The sequence below is a fragment of the Specibacter sp. NPDC078692 genome (genome assembly GCF_040686835.1).
Lineage (GTDB): Bacteria > Actinomycetota > Actinomycetes > Actinomycetales > Micrococcaceae > Specibacter.
On the sequence record NZ_JBFBLV010000029.1, the window covers coordinates 14,474 to 30,653 of the forward strand.

11 protein-coding genes are annotated in these 16,180 nt (G+C 57.8%); 6 read left to right on the forward strand and 5 right to left on the reverse strand.

Going from position 1 to position 16,180, the window contains the following annotated elements:
• Positions 1–120: 120 nt before the first annotated feature.
• The 3 genes from AB0O97_RS16565 to AB0O97_RS16575 are packed head-to-tail and all read right to left on the reverse strand — an operon-like array spanning position 121 to position 3,382.
• Positions 121–336, reverse strand: a complete 216-nt coding sequence (locus tag AB0O97_RS16565; RefSeq protein WP_363884120.1) for a helix-turn-helix transcriptional regulator — start codon at positions 334–336, stop codon at positions 121–123.
• Positions 333–1,400, reverse strand: coding sequence for a restriction endonuclease subunit S (locus tag AB0O97_RS16570; protein WP_363884122.1), 1,068 nt, complete (start codon positions 1,398–1,400; stop codon positions 333–335). Before AB0O97_RS16570 ends, AB0O97_RS16565 begins: the two co-directional genes overlap by 4 nt.
• The gene (locus tag AB0O97_RS16575; protein ID WP_363884124.1) at positions 1,397–3,382 is read right to left on the reverse strand and encodes an N-6 DNA methylase; all 1,986 of its coding nucleotides are present in this window, start codon (positions 3,380–3,382) and stop codon (positions 1,397–1,399) included. Before AB0O97_RS16575 ends, AB0O97_RS16570 begins: the two co-directional genes overlap by 4 nt.
• A gap of 395 nt (positions 3,383–3,777) precedes the next feature.
• Here AB0O97_RS16575 and AB0O97_RS16580 point away from each other — a divergent pair, with 395 nt between their 5' ends.
• Positions 3,778–4,386: a hypothetical protein gene (locus AB0O97_RS16580; RefSeq protein WP_363884126.1), complete on the forward strand. Its 609-nt coding sequence runs from the start codon at positions 3,778–3,780 to the stop codon at positions 4,384–4,386.
• 310 nt (positions 4,387–4,696) lie between these two features.
• On the opposite strand, the gene AB0O97_RS16585 is transcribed toward AB0O97_RS16580, so the two are convergent.
• The gene (locus tag AB0O97_RS16585; RefSeq protein WP_363884127.1) at positions 4,697–5,479 is read right to left on the reverse strand and encodes a hypothetical protein; all 783 of its coding nucleotides are present in this window, start codon (positions 5,477–5,479) and stop codon (positions 4,697–4,699) included.
• 491 nt (positions 5,480–5,970) lie between these two features.
• Positions 5,971–6,270, reverse strand: a complete 300-nt coding sequence (locus AB0O97_RS16590) for a hypothetical protein (RefSeq protein ID WP_363884128.1) — start codon at positions 6,268–6,270, stop codon at positions 5,971–5,973.
• Between the two features lie 61 nt (positions 6,271–6,331).
• Between AB0O97_RS16590 and AB0O97_RS16595 the strand changes: the two genes are divergently transcribed.
• From AB0O97_RS16595 to AB0O97_RS16615, 5 genes are all read left to right on the forward strand, one after another.
• Entirely contained in the window at positions 6,332–7,861 is a 1,530-nt protein-coding gene (locus AB0O97_RS16595; RefSeq protein WP_363884130.1) for a site-specific integrase, read from the forward strand.
• A complete protein-coding gene (locus AB0O97_RS16600) occupies positions 7,861–9,645 on the forward strand; it encodes a hypothetical protein (RefSeq protein WP_363884131.1) in 1,785 nt (594 codons plus the stop codon). The genes AB0O97_RS16595 and AB0O97_RS16600 overlap by 1 nt, the downstream gene beginning before the upstream one ends.
• A complete protein-coding gene (locus AB0O97_RS16605; protein WP_363884133.1) occupies positions 9,642–11,738 on the forward strand; it encodes a hypothetical protein in 2,097 nt (698 codons plus the stop codon). Before AB0O97_RS16600 ends, AB0O97_RS16605 begins: the two co-directional genes overlap by 4 nt.
• Before the next feature lie 5 nt (positions 11,739–11,743).
• A complete protein-coding gene (locus AB0O97_RS16610; RefSeq protein WP_363884135.1) occupies positions 11,744–12,145 on the forward strand; it encodes a hypothetical protein in 402 nt (133 codons plus the stop codon).
• Positions 12,146–12,900: 755 nt separating this feature from the next.
• Positions 12,901–16,179, forward strand: a complete 3,279-nt coding sequence (locus AB0O97_RS16615) for an RHS repeat-associated core domain-containing protein (protein ID WP_363884137.1) — start codon at positions 12,901–12,903, stop codon at positions 16,177–16,179.
• The last annotated feature ends 1 nt before the right edge of the window (position 16,180 follow it).

A 16,180-nucleotide genomic window follows, 5' to 3' on the forward strand; every position in this document is an offset into this window, starting at 1 on the left:
TCGTCGCGGGCCCAGCCCGTACAAAAATCTAGGATCACGTATCCTGGCGGTCTCGAGGTCTTAGCCTCTTGTTCGGCCTGTGAGTGCGCACCATTTTACTCGGTATGCCAGGGTCGGTTGTTACTTCCGGGCTTCGAGCCCAACTGTCAGGCCAAGCGCCTTCGTTACCTTCGTGAGCGTCGCTGTCGAAACGTCGTCACCACGCTCGATGCGGGCGATTGTCGGCCGGGAAACGCCCGCTTTCTCTCCGAGCGTCGTCTGCGACCAGCCTTTGTCTAGGCGGGCCGCCTGGATGGCCGTGCCGAAGCCTTTGGCCTCTCCGGGCTTCCTGCTCACGCTGTCCCTTCAAGCACATCCATGAACGTGTTCTCAGCATGGACACGAAGTGCACGTCCGTAAGTCGCCATTCCTTCCCAGTCGACGACCGTGTCGCCATTTGCGTCAGTGCTTACGGGCACCAATATACGTTGATGACGGAGGCGTTTCATGTTGGCAATGTTTCCGTAGGTAAATTTGCCGAACGTCTGGAATCTAACGCATGTTGTCAAAAATAAGAGAGAATCCTCGTTAGCATCCTTATACCGAGGCTCAAGTGCCGTGACGTTGTTGGATGCCCAAAACGGCACTGGTTGATAGGTGCAATAGCCAACGCCCCCTGCACCTGTATTCACTATCGCGAGCCAATTTCCGGGGAAGAGAGCTTCTTCTCTCACGAAACCGACGTGGCTATTGTTTTTGGAGGCTGCGACGATGTATGGGGTCGTTCCTTCGTCATGGCGAACTCCCCCTTTTCCTCGATGCTGTATGAAAAGGTCATCCATTAGCATCGGCTCAAATTTCAGGTCTGGGAGTGAATCGCCATCTTCGACATCAGTTTGGCGCGCACTGTTCACACGAGCAGCGACCACCTCAGATAGCTCCTCACCAAGGCGTGTCAGACCTTCCCAATCGACAACGCTTTCTCCTGTTCCATCAACTAAAACAGGGATCATGATGCGAGTTTTTCGGAGGCGGCCCAGAGTCGCGCCGTTCCCGCCCCAACTAAATTTGCCCATCTGCTGTGCGATGAGTGCAGTGAGAGCAATGCCATTCATTTCGCTCATGGCTCCATGTCGCAGCACTTGAATGTTCTGCCCTGTGTAGAACGCGACAGGTTGGTAGGCAATTGTTTGTGTGTCAAGCCCGATCGTTAGCGCATTGCCTGGTTCCGGATCCTTGTCCTGCAGAGGGCAAAAAATATCGACGCCATTACTAGAGCGGGTTCGTGAGATGAACGGAAATTGGGCCTCACCAATCAATGAAAGCTTCGACTTGTCGTACCACGCGCTCGATGATTGCATCGAATCAAATACATCCTTGATCAGCATGGGGGCGAACTCCAACGTACTGAGCATGCTCATGCGCGGACCTCGTCTTCTGAATCAGCTAGAACCTCGTCGGCCTTTGGCGTAATCAGCTCGCCAAGACCATGAGCGTGCATATCGACCTGCCAAGTGACATAGTCGGCGATGGTCTTATAGAAGTCGGCGTAGCTCGGAGGCTGGTCATTGAAGTAGAAGAACGAATGCTGCCATTCATCGGTAGCCTTGACCTCGGAGCGCACTACGAACGACGTGTCGTCGGGCGTGCCATCATTCAGTACCGAGAGTAGGTGCGCTCGGCGCCCCTTCTCGTTGCCATCGCCCATGAGACCGAGATGCTGACGGACCTTGTAGCCGTCGTCTTTGAAATCCACGAAAGCGGTCTTCTTGGTCTCAGGATGCGGCACACCCGCGGTGAACATTGCGACCACGACGTTCGCACCAACGCCATGGAATGTATCGGGATTCATCGTAATCACGGCGTCAAGCGTGTGCTCCTTCATGATCTTCGCCTTCAACGCCTTGTCTTCTTTGGTCTTGCCAACCATTGCCGACTGCGGCACAATCGCTGCCAGCCTGCCTTTGCGGTCAAGCAACGACAAGGCGCGGTCTATGAAAGACAGCTCTGAGAGGTGGCGTGTTTCCTTCGTCTTCGACTGCGAATATGGAGGATTGATAAGTGCTTTTGTGAACCCATGATCACCTCGAAGATCTTTCGGGGCAAGGTCGAAGATGGAGTGGCGTTGGAAGTTTGCTTTACCGTCACCACGCAGAATCATATTTGTCGTACCAATCGCAAAGAGCTTGTCCTGGAGTTCGACGCCGTGAAGACGGTGCTCTCGAATCTCTTTGCGAGCCGTGGCAAGTACGCTCACATCGTGGGAGAAACGCTTCTCGGCGTCGTCGAACATACGGCGCATGGCAGCGATAAGGAAGCCAGCGGTGCCGGCGCACGGGTCGATCACGATATCGTCCGCGTCGATGTCAATGAGTTCGGCCATGAGATCGGTAATGTGGTGCGGCGTGAGTACGATTCCGAGTGCGTTTCCGTCAGAGCCGCCGTACTTCACAAACTCACCATAGAAGTTGCCGAGAACGTCGAAAGCACTATAGCCGGGGTCAGAAACGGCGTGAATCACATCGCGGTTTAGGACATTGACGAAGCGCCGCATCGGAGTGATATTTCCGAGGTCTTTGTTCTGACGGTTGAGCAGAACGTGCGACTTGATGAATGAGAATTGGTCAAGCAGTGCCCCAATCTTCTGCTTTGGCTTGAGGTCAGCATGGTCGCTTTCCAGATACTCCTTGGCCGCATTGTAGACTTTCTCACCGTCCGTGTAACCAGATTTCTTCTCTCCCTTGAGCTCGTCGATAAGATCTGGTTGGTACTTCAATGCGAGTAGGATCGCGGATACGAGCGTAGCTTTCCGCTCTCCTTCCAATGAGGCGTAGTTGCGCATGTCTTCGTGGAGTCCTGCCGCGACCCTGCGAATCTCACGGACTTCGCGTTCCTCACGCGGCATCTCACCGAGTGCCGCTACACGGTAATACTCTTCGATATTTTCTTCGGCAAGATCCGTGAGTGCGTCAACGGTCGCAAGTACCTTCGGCTCCGCGCCGTGTTCTACGAAGGCAACAGTGACCTCATGATGGATCTCACTGCCAGCTACGCCGACGGCAAACACTCTTTTGCCTGTACGCTCAGCAAAAATGCGAGCGTAGTGCACTGCGCCGTTGAGGGCGTAGTCGCTGCGTGCGGGGTGGCCCACGTCGAGTTTGTCGTCGACGAGCAGCAGCGAGCGTTCAACGGCTGCTTTGTCCTCTATGACGACGAGGAAGTCGCCAGACTCAATCACGAACTCTGGCTTTCCACGGCCACCGCCGAGACCCTTCGATGCGCCTTCTAGCGCGTCGTAGATATACTTCGGCGCGTCGTTGCAGCTCTGCTCCCAGGGTCGCGCAAAACCAATATCACGAAGCATGTCGCGTACGAATTGGTCGGTGGATCGCTCGTTGCTCAAAAGGGTCTCTTTTCGTCTCGGAAGAACTGTCCCAATTGTATCAATAACATTACATTCAATACTGGCGGCGCGCCGTTTTCTCAGGTCAGCAATGAATTTCGAGCGGATCTATTTGCCTGCACCCGGACGTGACTAGGACCTCGAGAAGGTCAAGGACGCCTTCACGGTCGATATCCGCTATTTGCGGTCATTCCCCCTCATGCGCTCCCACGCCTATGGGTCTGTTTCTTCGTAGTTGCGGCCCCGCTGGGCCATCAACATCAGCTCTGTTTCGGAAGGGGGTACGCCAAACGGAGCAAACCGACACAGGCGTGGGATAGCGTTGCACCAGCAAGTATGGCTTTGTTCAGAGGTAACCGCTTCTGGCTGCACATACTGCTAGAAAAGGAGAAACAATGCCGCACGACTTTGCCGCACCAGATGTCGATCAATATCGGGCATCTATCCTCGTCCAGGCGGTAACTGCCACCAGCATCAAGCTGGCAACCGGCCTCGACTGGATCAAGGTAACCAACTCAGTTCAGATCCCCTCTAAATCGGGGGTCTACATGCACGTTGACTCAACTACTGATTGCATGGTCTACAACGGCCGTGGCGTTGGGAAGGCTGGCTTGAAAGGCCGGCTGTCCAATCAACGTCGCTGGATTCAGGAACACCTGACTCGCCTTGAAACTGCGACGACTTTCGAAGATCACTTCTTTGTGGCTCGTGAAGTTCCAGCCGTTCGTACGCCCGCAGAAAAGAACCTGGACCTCTGGGTCGCGGTGTCCGGACCGGCCACCTGGAACGTACCGCTCAATGAGGGTGATTACCTTCCAGAAACTGGGGAGCAGTGGGAGTCCTTTATGTATGCGTGGTCCCACCTCATCACCGGTAGCCGATCTTTGATCGGAGGCGGTGCTTGGGAATCCAAACCAGGTACCACCGGGGATGTCATGGAGCGGGTCGCGTGGAGTCGCCTTTGTGACCTTGAACTCCAGGCTAAGCATCACTTGCTCATCTAACCTGAGTTCCCAGAATAGCTAGCAAGCAGCTTCGAAACGGTTGCAGTTTCAGGAGGCCATAAGTAGCGAGACTTCGCGGTTTCGAGACCTGGCAGGAACCGCGAAGTCTCCTATCCCGAAATCGATCGATTCCGGACCGTCCTGCTAGGCGTCGCCGCAACTGTCGTTTTCCGAATGCGGCTGCATTAGGTCTCCCAAGTCGTCTGCACAGGTGCGCCCAGAAGTGGAACCATTATCGGACGGAACGGTTGTGGTCGCTGGTTTGGCGTTCTGGACAACACTAGCTGGTGCCGCCATCTCGACGCAGGTATCAAGCTGGAGGGGCCCAATTGCCACTCTCGTCATCCCACACTGTTATCGACTTGCGATTGTCCTCCGGGGGCGAAATCGGTGTGCTTTGGAAGAAAGCTGTCACCGCTTGATCCAATGATTCGATGGCACGTTGTGCCACTGCCTCATCGCTCGTCGTAACAACGGCCCTGAGTGAACGATCGCCGTCGGCGATCGACACGTTTACAACAGTGGGCGCGGTTGCGTCCCCGCTGCTGGGTGTCCTGCGCTGGTCGAAGATCTTTTTTGCCCCATCCCAGATTGCGCTGGCGCCAATCGAAAGCAGAATTGGATACACGACGTCGACGAAAATCTGAGGATCAGGAACAAAGCTGAACTGATAGGCACGCTCAACTTGAATTATCTCCCGAGCAACTCCTCGCGCGATAAGCTGCTCCTCCGCCTCAATGAGAGCATCATCCGCAAACCAAGCATTGTCAGCGCTGATTCGTATGGCTGCACCATGGTTGCGGACTCTGTTCTGGTCACGCGCCAGCGGCGCCATGATTGTTGCTGACACCCCCTGACGTGACTCAAGCCAATGAAAGTCTCCCTCATGAATCTCGGCATGGAACCTTAGCTCGTCAAAGCCGTCGGGACGGCTCTCGACGAACGCTTCGAAACCTCGTACTCGGAGCGGCGTGGACATGTTGTGATCCAGGTGGAATGGAACCCCGTTTGCTTCTATTTGCTGTGCCACATCCCGCAGCATTTCGACCGGAATCGAGATGCCACCGTAAGCTTCGATTGGTTCGCTGGTCATGAGTGTCCCGCGAACTGGTCGCCACTCTGAATTTGCCATAGGGAAATCATCTCATTTCCGGCCCCACGTTCGAACAACGAGCCTGACCTCGCGGAGCTCCACGGCAGCCCATTCGGTGGGACGGGTGGTCCCGAACCGCATACGCCCGTTAGAGGATTCATCCACGGCGCACGCACCACTCGAATCCTGCGATTTGGGAAAGGCGTGTTTCCGCGGCTTTCGGATTCCGATAATACCCGCCGCAAAAATGCCCGGTGAACTCAGAGGCGGGCCCTATACAGCAAACTATTTGAAGTCGAACAGCGCATTTCCTAGGAGTGGCCGAGCCATCAGTATTTGGGCGGCAGATTTGTGTCGGTATCAAGACGTCCATTTGGCCGGCCTGTTTCCCTCAAGTGTCAACCTAGGGCCACGGTGCGCTTGGGGGAAACTGCCATCGGGCCGCGCGGAAAACAGATGCGCCTTCCAAAATTGGAAGGCGCCGCCGGAGGTTAGTGTAACCGCGGATCGTCTAGGCACCGTATTCGACAGGGCTTTACAGTTTGCATCCGATTACTACAACGGGGAATAGCGCCAAGACGAATAACGCCAGTTACCAATAGCTCCAGGGGGATCTTCTCGGATGCCAGGTGCTTCAACTTGAACCATGGATCACCCATCTGGACGCCAAGTTTCTTGGCCTCCGATGACCTCGTGACCGCGCAGCCGTCGTTGTTGGACAGAACGATTAAGGGCCGGCCCTCCAACGACGGATCGAAGGCACGCTCTGCAGAGGCGTAAAAGCAATTCATTCTCTAGCCCCTTCCGGCGTGTTGCTTGGCTACATTTGATGCGCACGTAAGTATGGTGTCCATGACCCACAGTCCGCTGGTTTGGAATGTCTTCTTCTCTCCTGAATACATCGCCACACAAGACGATCCGCTGCTGCAACGCGCGCTCAGGACACAAGCAAGTGACCAAGACTTGCCTGGCGTGTGGCTACAGTGGGCGGGGCGACCCATCGTCATAGGTAATCTGGGCGTCCCCCATGCTGCCCTGAACGGCTTCTTCGCGGGAGCCAAAATGCGTAACCGGGCAGAGTCAACGAATAGGCGTTACGCGTATTCACTGTCGGTTTGGGTAAATTTCCTTGCTTCAAGAGGTATGGGTTGGGATTCAGCAACCGAAAATGACGTCATGGATTTCAAGTTCTGGCGCCGAAGCGACGCCCGGAATCCACGCAGGATCTCAGGTTCTGCGTGGGGAAATGATTTGGCGGCGCTCAGCACGTTCTATGACTGGGCGCACCGGGTCCTGGGAGGTCCCGCTCTTTTCGATTCCGATGAGATCCTTACGCGAAAATCTCGCTACGGATACTCTTCAGATGCTTCGCGTAGTGCCGATCTACGCCCTTCCACAGTTCGAAATGCCGACGTCAAATGGCTGACTCCTCGCGCCTACCAGCGCTGGCGTGATATTGGAATTCACGGGCTGACGGCCCAAGGAGCAGAACGCACGCGGTGGCGGCCCCGCTCCCAGTCTCGAGACGCAAGCTTTGTCGATGGACTATATGGCAGTGGCTTGCGTCTGCAGGAATGGGCCAGCATCTTGACGCTGGAACTCAACAGGGAAGTAACAGGAGGTGAATACGCGTCGTTCCGGCTCGCCGACGCCTGTGCCAAAGGGGGACGCGGGCACACCTTCTGGTTGCGAGGTGATGTCCTTGAGCAAGTTGCCACCTATCAGGAAACGGAACGAGCCTCAGCGGTTCGAACTGCCCAGGCAGCAGGGATTTACAAGGAAATGCGTGGGCGAATCGTTGTGGAAGAAATTCGTAACGGCGTATTGAGAGTGAACACTTTCCGTGGAACGAAGAGCTACCCCACCTCGCTCCGAATCAACGAACTTGATCCATCGGAGCGACGCAAGTTGTTGATCCGTACCCATGACGGGTTGGAGCCTGCCTCCCTTTGGTTAAACGAAGATGGCAGTCCACGGCAAAAATCTGCCTGGTACAAATCGTTTGCCCTTGCGAACTCCCGAGTCAGAAAGGCTGGCATCGACCGTCTGGAATGCCACCCGCACATGCTGCGGCACAGCTTCGCATTGCGTTGGTTTGCTGTTGGACGGTTGATCTGGTCCCGGCAAGTCAAGGACATGGATGCCGACCATCAGCGTGATTTGCGCGAACAATTTGGTGATACCTGGTCCCTGGTTCAAACGATGCTGGGCCATGCGGACGTCGCCACGACGAAAGGAACTTATTTGGAACCGTTTCGGGCCCTGGATGCGAGGTTGCTCCTGGAGTACGGGAAATCTGTTCTTGATCTTGAACCCCTGCTGGCCATTCTGTCGGATGACCCCCGGGTACGAATGATGGACGACAACGAAAGCGGGTTCTGATGGTGCGCGCCGCCCTGCCGAATGGTTCCTACGCGCGGCCCGAAGCCGTCACCGATACCGGAAACGGTGTCTACGTCCGGTTCACGCCGGAATCAGGCGGACGTCCAAAAGACTTCGAGTTCCGCAAGCTTGGATTCGCCCCAGAAATTGAGTCAGCGGTCGTCGCGGGCTTTGCCATGGCCTGTGGTCCAGGTGGAAGCCGAAAAACTGTTGAGTCGGCCAAGACCCTCTACGCCGGGGCGAGGATCTTGGCACGGAAACTACAGGAGCTACCGTCCCCGCCCCAAACACTCGGTGCCCTGGTGCCTGCTCATCTTGCCTCGTTCAAGCTTTCTCGAACCCGGTACTCGCATTCGCTGATCCAGCTCTTCAGGGTGTTGTTTCGCCGGACCGCTGGGCTTTCCCCTGAATTTCGAGAGGCGCTCTATGCCCCTCACGGCTGGTCGGTGTCAAGTTCCGGCAGTGCGGCCTATGCAGACTCGGAAGCACGAAGGATCCAGCGTGCGGCCCGGTCAGAAGTAAGGACCGCACTTGCACGGATAAGAAAAATCGAAACCGAACTTGAACGCTGGAAACAAGACGACCCAGGCCTTGAGGCAGGAGCCCGTCAGCGTTGTGCGCTGCTCGATCGAATCTTCCGTGGTGGAACCGAAGCCCCGCGGCTGAGTGCAACGAGGAAGTCACCGCCACAGCAGGAGGAATCATCTGCCCTTCTTCCAGAGCTTTTCCCCAGCTACTCCGAGATCACCGCCCTTGCCGTGCTCCTGATCTGTGTCTCCGGACAAAACCTGAGTACGGTATGCGGACTGACCGCCGACCATCTTCGTGCAGATGACCAAGAAACCGAGGAACCTCTGATCATGACGCGAGCGTCCAAACCACGTCGTGGCCGTCATGGTGCGGAAATGGATCTAGCCATGGCACCCAGTCACGTTCCGGCTCTTGGCCGGGACGACTACAGTTCCGCCGCCGGTGTGTACCGCGTTGCCCATGAACTATGTGCCCGTGTGCGGGAGATCGCCAAAACCAGCTCACTGCTCGTGTTCTACAGCAGCAATGTGGGGCCTGGTGCACCCGAAATTCGTCAGCTGCCGACAGCAGCGGTAGAAAATTGGCGTGGCAAGCTTCCCGATGGAACTGTTCTTTCGCGCATCAACACGCGCCGATTGCGACTGACCTACATTCAACGGCATCAGCGGCCCGTTGCGCATTCTGCAACGACTGCGGCCAGAGAGTACCTGTCCAAGGATGCTGAAGCGCTGCCCGGCTACCAAAAAGTCGTAGGCGACGTACTAAACACCGAAGTCAACCGCATCCACACAGGCCACAGCATCCTTACTCTCACGGCTGAAGAGGTCACCGAGGCCGGCAGGAACCCCGCGCCCATAGCTGAAAAACTCGGCACAACCACGGACCAACTGCAGTTCCTGCTGCAAGGTCGCCTCGACACTGTGGCCACCGCATGCGTAGACCATGCGAACAGCCCCTACGGCAGTGCAGGAGGCTCTTGCAGCGCGTCATTCCTGCTCTGTTTGGGATGTCGCAATGCCCGTTCTGAACCCCGGCACATTCCTCTCCAGGCGGCCATGCTTGCCAGCATGGACCGCCGGCGATGTGAAATGACCGATGGAGAATGGGCCGGCCGCTTCTCCACGGCGCACCAACAACTTAGTGACCTGCTTAGTCGGCAGAGAGCGAACAGCGCGGCAGCTGCATCTGCGGTCAGCAGCCAGGAACAAGACTTGATCGATCTGGTCCTTGACGGAGGTCTGGAACTACGATGACTCAACAACTGCATGAACAACCCGACGCATTTGATGACAACACCGTCGTCCTGGAACGTCGCCGGCTGCGCCCCGAATCCCACCCATCGAGTTTGTCGCGTTTCGGAGACAACGTCTGGGACCTCTCCCCCGGAATATTTGAGAACCACGTGCAGAGATACATCATCAACTTTGCGCAGGTTCCGGATGCGTGGCTGAGATCCGTCAAATCCTACTTCTGGATACTGATCAACGAGGACGCTGCCAAACCAATTCTGGACGCCCCCAGCGCACCTCGCAGGCTTGGCCTCTCCAGCATTGCGCACATGTTGAGCCCGCTGCGATGGCTCATACATTGGTTCCACGCCCACGGATACGACACGCTTCAGGCCGCCACCCCGAAGGTACTGGATCGCTTGCTGGCCGACTTGTCAGAGTCGGGACTCAGCCTTCCCCGACGGCGGCAGATCATCGTCGAAACTCGACGCGTGTGGGTACACCGGAACGTCACATCCCCACAATTGCGAATGCCCGAAGCAGCCCCGTGGCAGGAAGAGCGACCCGGGGATCTGCTCTCCCACCGCTTCAAGAACACCGGAAACCTCACCCCTCGCATCAGCGATGAAACCCTCATCCCGCTCATGGCGTGGGCCTTCCGCGTCATTGACGAACTTGCCCCCGACATCACTGCCGCCTACCACGACTACCTCAAACTCATCAGCGATGACTACCGGCACACATCGAACGGTGACCGGAAACCCCAGCCACCAGGAACACGCAGGCTAAGGCTGCAGGCCACGCTCGACAGGCTGCGCCATCTCGGAGTCGGCCTGCCTGGAAATCCCGATCCCAGTGGAGCTCCAAGAATCAATTGGACACATCTCGGGCGACTCACCGGAAGTTTCGGGAACACCCACGCCAAATACGACCGCGAGATAGTGCACAACAGTGGACTACCCGTGGACCCTCAAAGTTATGTGACCACCAAATGCACCGCATTGCTGGACGGCCAGCTGTGGTGCGGACCATATATTGCATGGGACGACGTCATCCCGCTGACTGTCCACCTACAGACCGCATGCTTCATCGTAATTGCCTACCTTTCGGGCATGCGGCCCGGCGAGGCCCTCAACCTCGAACGGGGATGCCACAGGATCAATCACAACACCAAGCTGCACGAACTACACGGAACCACCTGGAAAAACGCCCGCACGCCCGAAGACGCCAAAGACCCTGAAGGCCAACCGCGTCGCAACCCCTGGATCGTTCATCCGCTGGCAGGCAAATCCGTTGAAGTACTTGAACAAGTCCACACCTCCGAACTGCTTTTCCCCAAAACCCTGCGACCCAAGCCGCTTCGTGGGACGAAACCGCGCGCCGACGTCCGTGCAGGAAGTGGCCAAACGACAGCAAAGATGACAACGGATATCGAATCTTTTATTGGCTGGGTCAATGACTACTGCGTTCGTCACCAACGAAATGACCGTATCCCCGAGGATGCAGACGGACGCGTAACGGCGAACCGATTCCGCAGAACACTGGCCTGGCACATCGTTCGCCGCCCCCGCGGTCTGGTCGCTGCCGCTATTCAGTACAACCACATTTCCACGCTTGTCACCCAGGGCTACTCCGGCAACTACCATTCAGGGTTCCCGAACGAACTGGCCATGGAAAGGTGGCTTGAACGCATCGAAAGGCTCACTGATATCGATCAGTATCTCGAATCCGGAGGACACGTGAGCGGACCTGCTGCCGCAGACCTGCGCGCACGCACACACCAAGTCACCTCAAAGTTCCAAGGGCGTGTTCTCCCAACCCGTCGCCAGGCCGAAAAACTCCTGACAGATCCTTCGCTACAAGTCTTCAAGGGAGATGGGATTCACTGCGTTTTCGACAAGACGACAGCCCTCTGCACAAAAAACGAGGATGCCCCGAACTTGGGACAGTGCTACAGCGCTTGCGGTAACATCGCACGCACCGATGACGATATCCTCGAGGTCAAGGCTTCCCTAGATCGTCTACCCAAAGACAGCTTCGCTCCGCCCATTCGGCACCACCGAGCACAGCAGGTCGCCGAGCACCTCACCGGCATCATCTCGAGCCACGAACACTGAAACCGATGAAAACAACTGATTCCGCGAGCATCCGCGCCGCACTCCAAAAAGCAGCCGACGACCTCCTCGAAGGACGGGTCCCCGGTCCTCTCACGGGCGTCCGCCTGATCGAACTGGCCGACGTAAAACGGCACCGGCTGACACACGACAACCCGGACATAAACCTCTCCTTCCAAAAACGCGCACGGGAAATCAACCGCAGCAAGCCCGAAGTGGAATCTCTTCGTGACCGGCTCGCCCATGAAGTGGAACGGGCCAAGCGCCTCAGCCGAGAACGCGACACACTCACCGAGCAGCTCCGAAATTACGCTGCCGCCCTGATGATGGTTACCAACGAACGCGACCAGCTGCTGGAACAACTGCAATCCAATGGCAACATCGTGCCGATAAACAAATCAACCCGATAAGTAGCGGTCTCAACGTCTCGACACGATAGAACTGCCGCCAGCCCAGCCTCCGGCGCCGGCGTCCTTGGTGTGCCCAACAGAAACCACCCACTGTATGTGGACGTTCTGGTCCAACACCTGCTTTCGCCAAAGGACGATCTCGCGTGACTCTATTTGGAGCATCAACAACGGAACTCCTCTATGAGACGGCCGGGTCTGACCAAAGTCTAGGTGACATCTTACGAAGTCGTTTCGCCCCACAGCTCACACTAAACGGTCGCTAGTCACCTCGCGGCCAAAGAGGCTGGCCAGCTCTCAGCGGAACTGGTGGCAGCATCAGAGTTCACCAAAGTAGGTTCGTTCAAGGCTCGTAGTCCTGTCAAAGATGAATACGTCTGAATATCCATCACAACAGGACTACGAGCCGCCTTTATGGCGGCCCGGCCCATCGTCCGAAGGACAGCCCGCCTGGCCCTGTACTGCTTCATCTAAAGTGACGCCATCTCGCTACATATGCCTACTAGCCGGATTTCTTATGCCAGTTCAAGGAGTTATCAGAATAGGTTTTTTGCGTCCACGATTCGCATTGTGCGTCGCCTGAACGAGAAAAAACTCGAATCCAACCAACTGACTAGACGGAGATAAACCCGCTGAATTCCGCGACTTTCGCGCTTCCAGTGATGCTGTTTCCAGTGTGTTTGTGGGTTCACTCTTGTTTTCCTTTCATATCAAAGGTAGACATAGCCCATCACTTCACTTCGTTTTGGGGGACGACGATGTCTATTGAAACTGTGCGTCAGCCATTAAATGCTGACGGCTCTAAACAGACCCGCTCAAGTACTGCTCAATCCATCCGCTGGGGGTCAGTGGGCCAGAAGTCGGTGGCGGGGACGGTGACAGCAGGTTTGGTGTTGGCTGTGAGTATCGGTTTCGCGTCTCCCTCGTTCGCGGCTCTTCCCGCGGGGGATGTCTCCACGGTGGGACTGCTGGGCTCCAGGCCGGGGGCGACCAGGCTCCCCATCCCGATCAGCGACCAGGTCAGTGCGTCCCTTGATGTTGGCACGGGAAACCTTCAATTGAGTGTCACGGCCCTGTCACTTCCCGGTATCAGCGGTGATGTCGGGCTCGGTATGAATTTCAATTCCCTCTCAGCCGACACGAGCCCGGGACTGGTCGCACCGCGCTGGACCCTGACTGCTGGTTCGGCAGGGACTTTATCCACCGCCCCGACCGGGATTCTGTTTACTTCCGGGGATGGGTTCTCGGCGTTGTTCACCCCGGTGTCCGGGTCAGCGACGGCGTACACTTCCCCTCCCGGGGTCAAAGCCGACCTGGTCAAGACCGGGTCGACGGGCTGGACGTTGACGTCCCGTACGAGTGCGACGGTGGTGACGTTTAACTTGGATGGGAAGACGACCCAGATTCAAGACCGCAACAGCAATGCCACCGCTCTGACGTGGGCCTCGGGCAAACTAACCAAGGCGGTTTCCACCCGGGGCGTGGTCGGGGCCCGGACCGCGAACCTTGGCTACGACACCAACGGATTGCTCAATGCGATCACGCAAACCTCCGGAGCCTCAACCCGGTCAGTGTCGTTCGCCCATGACGCGTATAAGAACCTGACAGGGTTCACGGATCTGGCCGGGAAGAACACCACGTTCACCTATTCCGGTGGACGGGTCGCTACGATCACGTCCCCGACCGGGGCCGTGACCACTCTCAGCTATGACAGCGCCGGCAAAGTCACCCAGGTGCAGAAAACCAACACCACCGCCGGTTCCCCGGGTGACTCCATCACCCGTCTGACCTACCCCACAGCTTCACAGACCCTGCTGGCTGGCCCGAACACCCATCAGGGAACAGCGGTGTCCCTCGTCCCCCACACCACCTACATCCTGACCAGCGACAAGCGGGTCTCCTCGGTCACCGATGAGATGGGCCGGACCCAGGCTAAAACCTACACTGGGGATTTTGATACCCTCACCGCCACCCAAGGTGCCGGCACCACCGCTGGGACGGTCACGAACACCTTCGGGGCGAACACCGGCGAATCAATCACCGCCTCCCAGGCCCCAGGCGGAGCTGCAGGCGCGGCCGCGTACGCGAACACGGCAGCGAACACCGCCTACCTTGCGACCTCCTCCACCGACGACGCCGGCAACCAATCACTTTTCACCTTCAACGGGGCCGGGAACCAGCTCACCTCAACCGACGCCCTGGCTGCGACCGCGACCCTGAGCTACAACACGAACGGGACCGTCGCCACAGCCCTGGCACCCGGGAACGGGAGCAACAAAACCGCTTACGGCTACGACGGAAACTTCCAACTCAGCACACTGACCCCGGTCACCGGTTCCTCCCTCGGCGCACGCACCTTCACCTACGACCCGTGGGGACGGGCACTAACCGCCACTAACGGCCGCGGCGTCACCCTGAGCTACGCCTACGACGGCGTCGGGCGGCTGACATCCACCACCTTTTCAGACAGCACACCCACCGTCACCAACACTTACAACAACAATGGCCAGCCCCTGACCCGGGTGGACGGTTCCGGGACCACCAGCTACGGGTACGACCAAATGGGCAGGCTGATCTCCCGGGCCAACACCGCCGGCGGGGGCACCATCAACTACAGCTACGACCGGGCCTCGAACCTGGCCTCCACTACCGATAGCCGCGGCACCACCACCTACCAATTCGACGCCTCCTCCACCTTGGTCACCTTGACCTATCAGCACCCCAGCGACGGGCCGAAGACGTTGGCGTTCGCCACCGATGACCGCGGCCGACGCACCGACACCTGGCTGCAAGCCAACCCCTCACTGACGACCTGGAAAGCACACACCCACACCGACTACGACACCACCGGCAGGGTCACCCGCGTCACCTCCAGCTCCGGCAACGGCGACACCGACAACACCCTGGTCATGGACCAGTCCTACTGCTACTCCGCCGGCTCCACCGCACCAACCTGCCCCACCACCGCTGCTGCGGACCGGTCCAAAATCCAATGGGTCAACGACAACCTCACCGGCTCCGCCACCGCCTACACCTACGACGGCGCCAGCCGGCTTACCAAAGCGGCCACCAGCGGTGGAACCGCCCCCGCGATCACCTACAACTACAGCTACGATGCGCGCGGGAACCGACTCACCGCCAGCACCACCGGGGCCACCACCACGAACCAAACCTTCACCGTCAACGCAGCCAACCAGATCACCAGCACCGGCCACAGCTACGACGGCACCGGCAACCTCACCGCGGACCCGAACGGGAGCTACGCCTACAACGGCGCCGATCAGATGACCACCGTGACCAAAAACGGTGCCAGCTACCAATACAGCTACGCCGGAACGAACCAAAACGAGCTCCTGTCCCAAACCACCGCCACCGGCACGTACCAGATCGCGTACGGCCGCACCGACGCCCAGGGACTGCCCGTGATCGAGCAGTACAAAAAGGGCAGCCAAACCGCGTACGTTGAAAATGATCCCGTCACCGGCCAGCCACTGATGCTGCGCACCAGCTCCGGCATGGTATCCCTGTACGTCTACGACGGCACCGGGAACCCCGCCGCGCTCCTCACCAGCGGCCCGAACACCGCCTTCGTCTACCAATACGACCCCTACGGTGTCCCCACCCTCACCGAAGACTCCGGCGGACTCGGCACCTCCCAAAACCCCTACACCTTCAAAGCCGGCATCCAAGACCGCAACACCGGATGGGTCAAATACGGCCAACGCTGGTACGCCCCCACCACCGGACGCTGGAGCCAACAAGACACCCTCGACACACCCCTCAACCCAGCCAACGCCAACCGCTACGCCTACGCAGCCAACGACCCCATCAACAACACCGACCCCACCGGACTGGTAACTGGCAAGTGCATACTGGATGCAACCTTTGTCGGGATTGCTTATGCGGGTCTCGCATTGTCATTCGTCGGAGCCGCAACAGCCACCGGTGGAATAGCCGGTGTAGCTACCGCCGGCATCTACATAAGTGCAGCAGGGCTGGTTAAATCCGGGTTCGATGCTGGAGATTCTTGTGAGTAGG

What these genes read in the sequence shown, in the direction of transcription:
- AB0O97_RS16585 (WP_363884127.1), bottom strand. Translation starts at nt 5,479, where the DNA reads ATGACCAGCGAACCAATCGAAGCTTACGGTGGCATCTCGATTCCGGTC.
- AB0O97_RS16570 (WP_363884122.1), bottom strand. Translation starts at nt 1,400, where the DNA reads ATGAGCATGCTCAGTACGTTGGAGTTCGCCCCCATGCTGATCAAGGAT.
- AB0O97_RS16595 (WP_363884130.1), top strand. Translation starts at nt 6,332, where the DNA reads ATGACCCACAGTCCGCTGGTTTGGAATGTCTTCTTCTCTCCTGAATAC.
- AB0O97_RS16615 (WP_363884137.1), top strand. Translation starts at nt 12,901, where the DNA reads ATGTCTATTGAAACTGTGCGTCAGCCATTAAATGCTGACGGCTCTAAA.
- AB0O97_RS16610 (WP_363884135.1), top strand. Translation starts at nt 11,744, where the DNA reads ATGAAAACAACTGATTCCGCGAGCATCCGCGCCGCACTCCAAAAAGCA.
- AB0O97_RS16605 (WP_363884133.1), top strand. Translation starts at nt 9,642, where the DNA reads ATGACTCAACAACTGCATGAACAACCCGACGCATTTGATGACAACACC.
- AB0O97_RS16600 (WP_363884131.1), top strand. Translation starts at nt 7,861, where the DNA reads ATGGTGCGCGCCGCCCTGCCGAATGGTTCCTACGCGCGGCCCGAAGCC.
- AB0O97_RS16580 (WP_363884126.1), top strand. Translation starts at nt 3,778, where the DNA reads ATGCCGCACGACTTTGCCGCACCAGATGTCGATCAATATCGGGCATCT.
- AB0O97_RS16590 (WP_363884128.1), bottom strand. Translation starts at nt 6,270, where the DNA reads ATGAATTGCTTTTACGCCTCTGCAGAGCGTGCCTTCGATCCGTCGTTG.